This window comes from Chitinophaga arvensicola (genome assembly GCF_900110835.1).
GTDB lineage: Bacteria > Bacteroidota > Bacteroidia > Chitinophagales > Chitinophagaceae > Chitinophaga > Chitinophaga arvensicola.
The window spans coordinates 1,706,606-1,719,399 of the sequence record NZ_FOJG01000002.1; the positions used below are offsets into that span (position 1 = coordinate 1,706,606).

The following is a 12,794-nucleotide window of genomic DNA, read 5'->3' on the forward strand; positions in this document are numbered from 1 at the left end:
CTGGAGCTTTGTTGCCGCCATCTGAAAAACCAATCTTTTCGTATAGGCATGTACGGGATGGCACCATCTTATCATGACCCCATTTTTTGTGTCCGCGCTTTTCCTTATTTTCATTACACAATCCTTATACCTTGAAAAGATTTGCCTTATTTCTGCTGTGCCTTTGGGGCCTGTCTGCGAGCGCCCAGCAATATGTGTCCAGGAGTAACACCCGGAGTGAGCAAAGACGTATCTATAAAATATCAGATAAAGAAGCACTGGAGATATTCCGGCGCGACAAAGCTTCCCGGTCATGGGCAGATGAAAAGCTGCTGCATACCTTCACAGGGAGTTATCCTGTCGGCATCTCTTTTCCTACGGCCACTACAGCGGGAAACTATGTGGTAGTCACCGCAGTACAAAATAAGATCCAGTACGAATACCAACCGGTTCATAACGTAACGCTGAAAGTGGTGTCCAACAACTATGACCTGGCGTTTCTCCTCCACGATAAGCAGGGCACTTTACTTTCCGGGGCAAACGTGCAGGTAGGCAGGCGGAACATCCCCTGGGATCCCCGTACCAAAACATACCGGCTGCCCCGCTACAACCGGAATGGCATTGTACAGGTATCCTACAAGGGTGTCCTGAATATTTTCGACATCGGGAAACCGGACAATTACCGATACCGGAAAACTCCCTGGTGGAAAAAGATCTTCCGCCATCGCCCTGATTATTATCACTACAAGGAACAATACCGCTTTTCCAGGTCTACCGTAACGGAAAAGAAGTACAAAGGATATATGGCTTTCAGCAAACCCTGGTACAAACCTGGAGACACCGTCCGCATGAAAGCCTTTGTGGTGCAAAATGATACCAAACCGGTGAATGAGCCGCTGCTGCTCCGTTTGTACAGCGATGATGCAGAAGTGGATACCATCCTCACCATCTTGCAGCCTTACCGGCCCGGTGGCTACAATTATGAAATGGTACTGAACGACAGTCTCGATCTGGATCTGGATTCAGATTTTTGCTTTACCCTGGAAACAACCGACAGCCGGCAGTATACAGCAGACGGCAATGAAACAGATCTTTCCGATGATGAATACCTGGCCCGGCGCAAAGTACTGATGAGAGGGAGTTTTAACTATGAAGAATATGAGCTGAAATCAGTTCATTTCACCGCGAGAACAGATGTAAAAGAGCATACCCGTGGTACTCCCGTATCACTATATCTTAAAGCCACCGATGAAAATGAACTGCCCGTGATGGATGGACGTGTAACCATTACCGTTACATCCGGAGCCGCCGAACAACATTATGCCCCCGTGGTGTTTGTACCAAAGCAGCTATGGAAACACGAAGTAATCCTGGATATGACCGGTGAAACAAAAGTGACGCTGCCGGATAGCATCTTCCCGGCTGCTTCTCTCCTCTACAACATCGATGCACAGTTCCTCAACAGCAATAATGAAAGTCAGGAGCAGCAACTTTCCCTGGAGTATAAATATCCGACCGACGAAATCAGCTTTACACCAAAAGGGGACAGTGTTACCCTGGAATTCAGACGTTCCGGAAAAAGTATACCCGCCTCCGGTACATTGCTGCTTCTCAACGCAAAAGAAGACACCGTAGCCTCCTGCAATATAAACCTGCCCGCTGTTCTCCCTGTGCATCCGTATGTAAACAGTATGAAAGTGCTCGCAAACGGCATTCATAACAAGTATCAGCTTTCCAACATCAGCGGCGCGGTGTTATGTAATGCCAGCCGTACGAGCGACTCCGTATTTGCGGAAGTAGTTAATCCCAATAATTTATACTTCTGGTATAGTATTTTTGCGGGCAATAAACTGGTGGCACAGGGCTACGACCGGCAGCTATCCTGGAAGGCAGCGTCTACTACACGCTCCTGTTACTTTGTGGCACTGCAGTATATCTGGAATGATAACGTAAAAGATGAACACTTCATCATTCCTCTCCGGGAAAAACAATTGCAGGTCGTCATTAATAATCCGCTGGCAGTTTTCCCGGGACAAACCGCACGTATAGGCATCACGGTTACCGACGTGAACGGACGTCCCGTAAAGGATGCAGATATTACCGCCTATGCCATGACTGCCAGGTTCGACTACACTCCTCCTTCTTTACCCGGTTTTGAAAAAAACTTTAAGATGAGGAAAGCGTATAGCCGGCAACGTTTGCAGGAATCCAAAGAAGTTTCCGGTGATCAGCCAATGAACTGGGACCGGTGGCGCAACGAAATGGCGCTGGACACCAATGCTTATTACCGCTTCCTGCATCCGGATGGGATCCGGTACAGTACAGAACCGGCAAAGAACGGTATTACCCAGCTCTCACCATTTGTGTTGGAGAAGGGGGTTATGCAGTTTATCAGTCATGTGAAGATAGATGAACAACCTGTATTCTTTGCCAACACAGACCTTCATCCAGCCTATAGTTTTGCCGTAACACCCGGGCCGCATAAACTGGAAATACGCACGTTCGATAAAACCATTATCATAGACAGTGTATATGCAGCCGCCAACCTTAAAACCTATATCAGTATTGCAACGGATAAGCCCGACGCACGGATAAAGGTTACCCGCATGGAACACAGGCTCACGCCACTGGAAATGAATCTCCGTAAGCGTTACCTGGTACCGTTTGAGGTAAATAACGGCAACCAATATACGTATATCAATCAGTCAGGAAATATCCTGTGGTTTAATACCGACAGAAGATACGGTGGTGCTGTTTATCTGGCAGGACCATTGAAATCAATGGATGCGGACTACATTGCCCAGGGAAACTTTACACAACTTTTCCAACCGGAACCAGGCTATACATTTAATATCAGGAAAGGTCTTGTAAAACAACGGAGTCTCACCGGTAAAATGGATTTCCCGCTTCCATTGTATAAGGAAGGGTCACAGGGAGGCATATACGATCATGTGATCACAGAAAATGAAATAGATAGTATCTGGAACAACTACCAGGATGGCATACAAATAGGCAGTTCTTTTTTCCCGGAAAAAGTAGCAGGAGCTATTACCGGCCAAATGATGATTGCGCCGGATACCAGCCTGCGGGATAAAGAAGTGCGGCAGTTATTCCTTTACCGCTACGACAATCCCGCGTTTATCCGAATTTATAGTGGTAATACCACTTACCTCGACGACCTCGAGCCAGGTATTTACCGCCTGCTTGTGCTGTTGAAGAAAAAGCAATACTATGTAGCAGACAGCCTGAAAGTAAAGCAAGGTGGCTATACTTTTTACCAGTTAACCGCCAGGAAGCTGATGGCGCCAGATTCTACCAGCGATGCGCTGGCCCGGGCTATCACCGACTGGAAGGGGTATGGCTCACCGAAAATTTCGGCCTATGTGGCGTCAGATTTCACCCTGCCTTTTAATAACCAATACCTGGACGAAGGGCAATTCACCGCAAAAGTGCGGGGTGTTGTGACAGATGGAAAAAATCCATTGCCGGGCGTCACCATCACCCTGAAAGGCACCCGGCATGGCACAGTGACCAATGCGCAAGGCCGGTTTGAACTGCCGGTCACTGCAAACGGACAACTCAGAGTAGCTTTTGTCGGCTATGAAACAGAAGATATTCCACTGGACGACCAATCCTTCCTCCATATAAAAATGAAAGAACTGGTGTCGAGACTGGACGAGGTGGTAGTAGTCGGTTATGGCATGGCAAAGAAAAGTTACCTGACCGCATCTATATCTTCGATGGTGGCAAACGGGCTTCAGGGGACAGTGGCAGGGGTCAAGATCCGTGGAGCCAGTTCATTTGCCAATGCGACTCCACTCATCATCATCGATGGCATCCCTTATGAAGGCTTTATGAACAGCATAGATCCTTCTCTGATAAAAAACATGTCTGTACTCAAAGACGCTGCGGCCGTCGCCATTTATGGCGCGCGGGCGGCCAACGGTGTGATCCTCATTACCAGCAGTAAAGCCGGACTGCTGGCAGCTGCAACCCAAGGTGACCTCCCGGTGGAAAGCAATAGTCTGCGCAGCAACTTCCGCGATGATGCATTCTGGCAGCCACGGCTACGTACAAACGAAAAGGGAGAAGCCTCTTTTAAAGTAACCTTCCCGGACGATATCACCAACTGGAAAACCTATGCCCTGGCGTTTACAGACCAGGGGCAAACCGGTAGTGCACAGGCGCAGATAAAATCATTTAAACCATTAAGCGCCAACCTCACACTGCCGGCATTTGTGGTAGCAGGCGACAGTATCAACGTAATCGGCAAGGTGCTCAATTATGAAAAAGACAGCACTGTTGTAACCCGCAGCTTCTACAATAACCATGTGCTAAGCACCAGTGAAACGATCGGCGTTCGCAACAGCCGGATAGATACCTTCCCCATAACCGTACCTTTATCGGGCGACAGCATCTCCTTTAAATATACTATCAACCGTCAACCGGATTATTTCGACGGCGAATACCGCGCCATCCCGGTGTTTGAAAAAGGCGTAAAAGAAACCACCGGCTTATTTGCTGCCTTGTCCACCGATACCAGTTTCCAACTGCAGCTGAATAAAGACACCGGCACTATACATCTCTATGCCAGCACAGGTATATTACCGGTACTGCTGGACGAAGTAGAGCATCTTCAACGGTATGAATATCTCTGCAATGAACAGCTGGCGTCCAAACTCACCGGCCTGTTACTCGAAAAACAAGCCCGCAAATTCCTGGGGCAGCCCTTTACGGGTCAGAAAAAAATAGCGGATCTGATCTCTAAACTGGAACAGAACAGAAACAAAGACGGTGGCTGGGGCTGGTGGAATAAAAGCGCCTCCGTATACTGGATCACACAACAGGTGGTGCAAGCCATGTTACTGGCAGAACAGGAAAAATACCAGCCGGCTATTGACAAAGCAGCGCTGATCAACTATGATGTATTCCTGCTGAATGTGGCGGAGCAAACCGATAAGCTTACGTTGCTGGAAACACTATACCAGCTGGGCGCAAAGGTGAACTTCCCGGCCTATCTCGATACGCTGCACATCGACAGGACAAATACCTATGATCAGTACCGGCTGTTGTACCTGAAACAACGTACACAAGCCTCCGTCAGCACCGCCGCTTTACTGGCCGCACAGCAAACTACCATGATGGGAAATGCCTATTGGGGCGAAGAAAGCTATCATCTCTTCCGCAACAATGTACAGCTTACCTTACTGGCCTATAAAATACTGCGGCAGGAAGGCGGTCATGATGCTTTATTGCGCCGTATCCGCAGCTGGTTCATGGAGAAAAGACAAAGCGGCAACTGGCGGAACACCTATGAATCTGCTGAGATCCTGGCCACCATATTGCCGGATGTAATGGAAACATCAGAAATACAGCCTCCCGTGCTGCGGATTAACGGGCAAACCGTTACGGGCTTCCCTTACAACAGCACCTTACCGGGTGGTCAACCGTTGCAGATCAGCAAACAGGGCGGTTCCTCCGTATACTTTACCGCATGGCAACAACACTGGAACCCCGCGCCACTGGCAGCGGAGCATCAGTTCAGCGTGAACAGCCATTTTGTGCAGAAGGACACCACTGTGAAGATACTCACGGCCGGCCAGGTGGCTACCCTGGAGGTAACCGTAGATGTAAAAGCAGATGCGGATTATATCATGGTGGAAATACCCATCCCGGCGGGTTGCTCCTACGACAGCAAAAACGGCAGCTGGCAAAACAACGAAGTACACCGCGAGCATTTTAAAAATAAGGTAAGCATCTTCTGCAATCATCTCAATAAAGGTAAATACCGGTTCAATGTGGCGCTGATGCCCCGCTATAGCGGTTACTACCACTTAAACCCGGCGAAAGCGGAGATGATGTATTTCCCGGTATTTTATGGAAGGGAGGGCATGAAAAAGGTCATTATTAAAGGAAAATAAAAATAATAGCTGTATTTTAATAGTAGCCACTTTTAAACCACCTCCACGATGAAAACAATTCACCAATGGCTGGAAGATTACGGCAGCAGCCACCGTAACCATACCAACAAGCTGATACACTGGATCTGTGTACCCGCTATTTTCTTCAGTATTGTTGGGTTGTTGTATGCTATTCCGCTGCCATTGGGTAGCGGGCGCACCTACATTTCCGTAGCGCATGTGGTGTTATTGCTGCTGATCATTTACTACCTGCGCCTCTCTCCTTCCCTGGCCGCAGGCATGTTGCTGATCGGCATCCTCTGTTTATGGCTCTGGAGCCTGATTGCGACTACTTCACTGGTAATCTGGCAGGTGGCTGTGGGGATCTTTGTACTGGCCTGGATAGGCCAGTTCATCGGCCATAAAATAGAAGGAGCCAAACCCTCCTTTTTTAAGGACCTTCAATTTTTACTGATCGGTCCGGCCTGGCTGCTCAGTTTCATTTACAAAAAGGCCGGCATCCGCCTCTGATTTACCCGGCAGATAAATACAACCGCAGCACATACGACATCTCATACGCCAGGAAAAGGAGTACAAGTGCACCATGAAAAGTCCGGTTGCTTATCCGGATAGCCAACAGGCAGAGCAGAAAATGAGAGATATTGCGGATGGGGTATTCTATACCGAAGTGATGATAATACAACTGGCCTTTGATCAGCGTGTCTACCACGTCTGCAATAAAAGAAAAAGCCAGTACGCCAAAGAACCATTTCCGCCGTGAGTAAAAGTAATCCTGGTAACCGTTGTAGTCTTTCAGATCGTCCGGATATAGCAAAGCACAGAGCAGGAAGAAAGTAGTGATAAAAGAGATAATGAAGATGTATTCCGGAAAGGTCCATACTTTGATCGTATGCAGCGGCATTTCCCACCACCAGAAGTGAACCAGCAGGATGAAGATATACGCCACCCAGGAAAGATGGATCCAGTAAGGCTTTTCGCGGCCGGGATGCTGTATAAATTTGGCAGTGCCCTTGAGGAGATGCGCAATGCTAAGGCTCAGGATAAAACCTATCACCATTCTTACATGGCCAAACGTTTCCATAGCGGGGTGTTTCTATGAATTTAACGTATTACCCCTGAAAAAACAAAAGCCCCGATTAAAATCGGGGCTTATTTACCTAAACCTACAACTGTTACACTGTTATTGCAACAATATTTTTATATCGAAAACAGGATCCGTTAGTGCATAGCAGACGGGTCGAGTTTTGGTGCTTTCTTCGCTTTTACCATCAGTACAAATGGTACACAGATCAGGAACAATACACCCAGGTACAGGAACACATCCATGTAAGATAAGGTGGCGGCCTGTCTGGTTACGGTGTAATCCATGAGCTGATAACCCGTGTTCATGGCTTTGTGAGGGTCCATTCCTTTGGCCATAAAGCTGTGCTGTAAGCCATTGATCCGGTTTACTACATCCGGGTTATTGGTATCCAGTTTTGCCACGAGGTCGCTGCGGTGCATCATATTGCGGCGGGCCATAAAGGTGGTGATCAACGCCACACCAAATGAACCTCCCAACTGACGCATCATACCTGTAAAGGCGGCGCCCTGCCCAATCTGCTGTCCTTTCAAACCAGACAGTGATAAGGTGGTGATCGGAATAAAGAGCAAGCCCATACCAATTCCACGCACAATCAGCATCCAGAAGAAGGCATCAGAGCCGGTGTCGGCGGGTGTGATGATTTTATATCCCCAGATACAGAAAACAAAGAACAGGAACATACCACTGGCTACCATGTATTGTTGTGGCACTCCTTTTTCCAGCATCTTACCAATCAGCGGCATCATTACAGCGGTGGTCAGAGCGGCGGGGATCATCAGCATACCCGACTGGGTAGCGGTCCATCCCAGTGAACCCTGTGTGTACAACGGAATAATAAAGGTAGATCCGTATAACCCGAAGCCCATGATAAAGGAAAGGATAGTACCTACGCGGAGATTCCCGTTTTTGAGTACCCTCAGTTCCACAATCGGGTTCTTATAAGTCAGCTCACGCCATACAAAGAAGAACAGGGCCAATAAACTTGTTACTGTTAAAGCAGTAATGGTGGAGTCATTAAACCAGTCGTCTTCCTGTCCGCGCTCCAGTACAAACTGCAGCGATCCTACCATCAGTGCCAGGAGTCCGATACCGAGGAAGTCGATTTCGCTGACTGAGCGTTTTTCTCCATATTTCGGGCTACGTACAAACTGCAGGGTGAGCAGGGTAGCGATAACGCCGATAGGAATATTGATGTAAAAGATATATGGCCAGGAGTAGTTATCTGTAATAAAACCACCTAAAGGAGGTCCTAAAGTTGGACCAATGATCACCCCTAAACCATAGATGGCCTGGGCGATTCCGCGTTTTTCGGGCGGATAACTTTCTGTGATAATAGTTTGCGAGGTTACCAGCAATGCACCACCACCTAAACCTTGTATGAAGCGGAATATGATCAGCTCCCACATGGTAGTTGCGTTACCGCAGAGGAAGGAGGAAACGGTGAAGATAATAATGGATGCCGCAAAATAGTTACGACGGCCAAACTGTTGTGATAACCAACTGGTCATCGGTACAATGATTACGTTACCGATAGCATATGCTGTGATAACCCATCCTATTTCACTGAGCGTAGCGCCCATGTTACCACGCATGTCATTCAACGCCACATTCACGATAGTGGTATCCACTATCTCCAGCAAGGCGCAGAATATAGCGGTGATCGTGATGATCACCCTGCGCGAGCCGTATTCTATCAATGATTCTTGTTGCATGCAGCACTTTGTATTTTGAATGAGAACAATTGTACCCGGAGTTAATAATTAATGACGTACATGATCCTTTCTGTTGATGATCTTTTGTTGCTAATCGATTACGCCTGTCTGTTAATTATCGCATGGTTCCATTAATTATTAACTCCGGATAGATTGCTATTCATTTGTATGATTAGTTGAGATGCACATCTACCAGTACGTTCATACCCGGGCGTAACTGTTTTACCAGTTCATCGTTCGGATTATCGAACTCTATTTTTACCGGTAAACGTTGTACTACTTTTACGAAGTTACCGGAAGCGTTATCTGCTGGTAACAGGGCCATTTTAGAGCCTGTAGCCGGAGAGAAGGAAGTTACTTTTCCTTCCAGTCCTTTTTCAGGATAAGCGTCTATATGTACGGTTACTTTCTGACCCAGTTTCATTTTATCCAGCTGTGTTTCCTTGAAGTTGGCCACTACCCATGGAGTAGTGCTCAGTACTACGCTGAATAAAGACTGACCTGCAGTTACAAACTGTCCTGGTTGTACGAAGATTTTTGACAGGGCACCATCTTCTGGAGCGGTGATCACGGTGTATGACTGGTTCAGTTTTGCGTCTTCCACATCGGTCTGACGTTGTTTGATACCGGCATTCGCCACATTGATCTGTTTGGAAGTTGCACCGCTCTGGGAAGTTACCACGTGTGTCTGACGGCTGGCAGCAGCTTTCTGAGAAGCCAGTACGTCCAGCTGACGTTCTGCAGTTTGTTTGGCAGCAGAAGCCTGTTCAAATTCCTGTTGGGTGATAGAGTGATCTTTGATCAGGTTTGCATAGCGGTCGTAATCCTGGCTGGCTCTCCAGAGGTTTACTTTTGCTGCTGCGATCTGGGCATCGATGGTGTTGATCTGCGCCTGTGCGGTGCTGATACCTGCTTCTGCTGCCACGGTGGTAGCTTCGGCAGCGCCCAGGTTAGCCTGTGCTGCATAGAGGGCGTTTTCAGCCTGTTGTACCTTGATAGCAAGGTCGCGGTCATCCAGGATTACCAGGGTGTCGCCTTTCTTTACTATCTGGTTATCTCTTACTCTTACTTCTTTCACATAACCGGATACACGGGGGATTACCGGGCTCACGTTAGCATCGATCTGCGCGTTATCTGTTTCTTCGTGATGCTGACCATGAATATATTTAGTGATACCAAATGCGCCGCCACCCAGCACCAGCACTGCCAGCACTATGACGAACCCTTTGCTTTTCTTTTTAGGCTCGGTTGTTTCCTGCATGTTTATATTGTTAGTAGGTTTTGTTTGTGTTTGCGTTTCCACGGCTTTGATGTTTATTGGTTTGTTGGTATTATTTGTTGATAGATTCCAGTATACCGGCGGCCTGTAACAGTTTGTTGTATGCTACGAGGGCATCTGCCTTGGCGTACGCATAGTTCAGGTGCGCCTGCAGGTTTGCTACGTCCGCATCCAACAGATCCGTGGTGGTAGCCAGGTTGTTATCATGCTTATTCTTCGTAATCCGGTAATTCTCTTCTGACTGCTCTATCGCTTTGATATAAGTATCCATTTTTTTGTGGCTCAGGAGGTAGTTTTCGTAAGATTGATATACATCCAGGTGGATGCCATCTACGAGCTTTGCTTCATTAGCCTGTACTTCTGCCAGTTGCGCTTTGGCGCCGTTTACTTTGGTACCTGTTTTCCAGAGTGAAGAGAGGTTATATTTCAGTCCTACTCCGGCAGTTACCGCGTTGGTGATGGTCAGCATATTCGGAATATAAGCCGCTACATATCCGCCGGTTACAGCGAGAGAGGGGAAATAATCCGCTTTGGCACCTTTAATACCTGCATTGGCAGCTCTTTCACGTGCGCTGAGGGAAGCGGCATCTTTACGATTCTGGTAAGCCAGTTGCTCGAATTCTGCCACACCACGTCCGTCTATATTATTATCTACTTTAAATACGGTGCTGTCTACCTGGATAACGGTATTGTCCGGCAGGCCGAGCATGATATCCATATTGAGGTTGGCGATCTTCAGGTTGTTTTCTGCATCCATCAGGGCCAGCTGGTAGTTCGATTGCTGTAATTCTGCTTTTAAGAGGTCGTTACGGGCAAGGAGGCCATTCTTTTCTTTATTGGAGAACTCTTTCACTCTTTCGTCCGACTGTCTGATATTTTCCTGTACCAGTGCTACTGCAGCTTTTGCTTTATAAAGATTGCTGTAGGCACCGATGGTGTTCTGGATCACATCCTGACGGTCTTTATCTACATCCAGTCTGGCGGCTTCTGCCAGGTAACGTGCCGATTCTTTACCACTCTGTATCAGGCCACCAGCAAAGATGGGGAGAGATACATTGGCCATACCGTACATGGCCTGATTTACTTTAGGGCTTTCAGATTTGGTTCCGCCGTTGTTGTCGTCTCCCAGTTTAAGTTTCAGGTCGATATTGGGCTGTGTAAGCCGGAGATAGGAACCGGAGATGCTCGCATCTGGTAATTGACGTTCATTGGCTTCTTTCAGTGAGGCAGTGGCTTGTTCTACTTTAGCATGGCTCACCCGTAATTGTTTGCTGTTTTGTATACTCAGCGATATGGCTTCATTTAACGAAAGCGGCTTAACGCTTTGTTGTGCGGATGCTGTCTGAAAGAAAAAAGTCAGCAGGATTCCCGATGCAAGCGCATATAATCGTGTGTATATGCTTTTAGAATTCATGTGTTAGGATTGCTTTGAACAATTTTTTTAAATGTGTACTTACTCTGTTTCTCAAATATGTCCTGTATTCATCGTCGTTCAGGTCCTTTGCCTCCGGACTGTTCCTTAATATATGCTGAGCAGGTATAACCTGGTGAATAGTCCCGAATAAAGAAGTCATCAGCATTTCCACATCTACATCTTTATAAAAGATGCCCGCGTCCTGGGCAGAAGAAACAATAGGTCTTAAAATACCCAGCATTTCTCCTTTCAGTTGCCAGATCAGGTCTCTCACCGGACTTTGCTGACTGTTGAGTTGCTCGCGGCTCATGATGCACTGAAAATGCTGTTCTCCAAGTATTTTCAGTACAAAGCGGTCGATGAGGCTGTTGATTTTTTCCAGGGGCTCCATGGTATCGTTTTCCACCAATTCATTGATGAACTTACGGGAAGCCTCCATTCTATATTTGAAAATAGATTCGAGTAATTTATCCTTTGATCCGAAGTAATAGGAGATCATGGCAATATTCACATCCGCCTCTTGTGCTATGTCTCTTACCGATGTGCCATGAAAGCCCTGATCGGCAAATAGCCGCTCCGCAACCATTAAAATCGAGAGCTGTTTTTCACTATATTCTTCCATGTTCCTTTTTTGAATTTGATGAAGCAAAGTTAAACAAACGTTTAATTTAAACAAGCGTTTATTTAACTACTTGTTTAAATTTAATTTTATTAAATCTGTATATAAATGATATACAACATTTATAGAGAAAATTTTAAGCCATTTTTAATATTTCTTAATAATTACTTCATAAAAGAGGGGAAAATCTTAACACTTATGCCGGTTTTATAAAAGAATTTTATAATTTAATAGAAGGGACTTTCTGCTCATATCAAAATAAACCTCATGCGTATACCTTCCTCGTTTCCGGGTGCTGTTTTACTCGCAGGTTTCATTACCGGCACACTCGATATATTATCAGCATTTGTTCATTTCTATATTGCCACACACGGACAACCGGTGACGAAGATCCTGGTGTTTGTGAGCAGTGGGGTATTCGGGAAAGCTGCGTTCAGTGCGGGGCCGTCTATGATGTGGTGGGGATTGTTATTTCATTATATCATTGCGCTGATCTGGGCATTGGTCTTCTTTTCCATTTATCCGAAGATAAAAACGCTGCATAAACACCCGATAGCTACAGGCATTATATACGGGCTGCTGGTCTGGTGTATCATGAACCTCGTGGTATTGCCGCTGAGCAATATACCGCACGGGCCATTACGTTTAGTCAACTCCGTTATTAATATACTCATACTGATGGCAATGATAGGGCTTCCTCTTTCGTTCATGGCCAGGAAGTACTATGCACGCGGGTAAAATACCGGGGAGATGGAAACAGCCAAAGCGGTTCCCATCTCCCCGGTA

Annotated in this window: 8 protein-coding genes; 3 read left to right on the forward strand and 5 right to left on the reverse strand. The window is 46.8% G+C overall.

The genetic code is table 11. The features are described from left to right. Window positions 1-131 precede the first annotated feature (131 nt). Together BMW79_RS24280 and BMW79_RS24285 are read left to right on the forward strand one after the other, a co-directional pair. Window positions 132-5,900: an alpha-2-macroglobulin family protein gene (locus BMW79_RS24280; protein WP_089899051.1), complete on the forward strand. Its 5,769-nt coding sequence runs from the start codon at window positions 132-134 to the stop codon at window positions 5,898-5,900. 48 nt (window positions 5,901-5,948) lie between these two features. After that, the gene (locus BMW79_RS24285) at window positions 5,949-6,410 is read left to right on the forward strand and encodes an Mpo1 family 2-hydroxy fatty acid dioxygenase (RefSeq protein WP_089899054.1); all 462 of its coding nucleotides are present in this window, start codon (window positions 5,949-5,951) and stop codon (window positions 6,408-6,410) included. Window position 6,411: 1 nt separating this feature from the next. Here BMW79_RS24285 and BMW79_RS24290 read toward each other — a convergent pair whose 3' ends face one another. The 5 genes from BMW79_RS24290 to BMW79_RS34270 all read right to left on the reverse strand — a co-directional run bounded on the left by BMW79_RS24290 (window position 6,412) and on the right by BMW79_RS34270 (window position 12,011). Then, window positions 6,412-6,981 carry a hypothetical protein gene (locus BMW79_RS24290; RefSeq protein ID WP_089899058.1) on the reverse strand — a complete coding sequence of 190 codons (570 nt, stop codon included), beginning with the start codon at window positions 6,979-6,981 and terminating at the stop codon, window positions 6,412-6,414. A 137-nt stretch (window positions 6,982-7,118) separates the two neighbouring features. Then, the gene (locus tag BMW79_RS24295; protein WP_089899061.1) at window positions 7,119-8,696 is read right to left on the reverse strand and encodes a DHA2 family efflux MFS transporter permease subunit; all 1,578 of its coding nucleotides are present in this window, start codon (window positions 8,694-8,696) and stop codon (window positions 7,119-7,121) included. Window positions 8,697-8,868: 172 nt separating this feature from the next. Beyond that, window positions 8,869-9,957, reverse strand: a complete 1,089-nt coding sequence (locus BMW79_RS24300) for an HlyD family secretion protein (protein ID WP_089899064.1) — start codon at window positions 9,955-9,957, stop codon at window positions 8,869-8,871. A 70-nt stretch (window positions 9,958-10,027) separates the two neighbouring features. Continuing rightward, a complete protein-coding gene (locus BMW79_RS24305) occupies window positions 10,028-11,389 on the reverse strand; it encodes a TolC family protein (protein WP_089899067.1) in 1,362 nt (453 codons plus the stop codon). Next, window positions 11,379-12,011 (reverse strand): TetR/AcrR family transcriptional regulator, encoded by a 633-nt coding sequence (locus BMW79_RS34270; RefSeq protein WP_089899070.1) that lies wholly within the window; start codon window positions 12,009-12,011, stop codon window positions 11,379-11,381. The genes BMW79_RS24305 and BMW79_RS34270 overlap by 11 nt, the downstream gene beginning before the upstream one ends. A 264-nt stretch (window positions 12,012-12,275) precedes the next feature. On the opposite strand from BMW79_RS34270, the gene BMW79_RS24315 reads away from it, so the two are divergent. Then, window positions 12,276-12,746, forward strand: a complete 471-nt coding sequence (locus tag BMW79_RS24315) for a hypothetical protein (RefSeq protein ID WP_089899073.1) — start codon at window positions 12,276-12,278, stop codon at window positions 12,744-12,746. Window positions 12,747-12,794 lie beyond the last annotated feature (48 nt).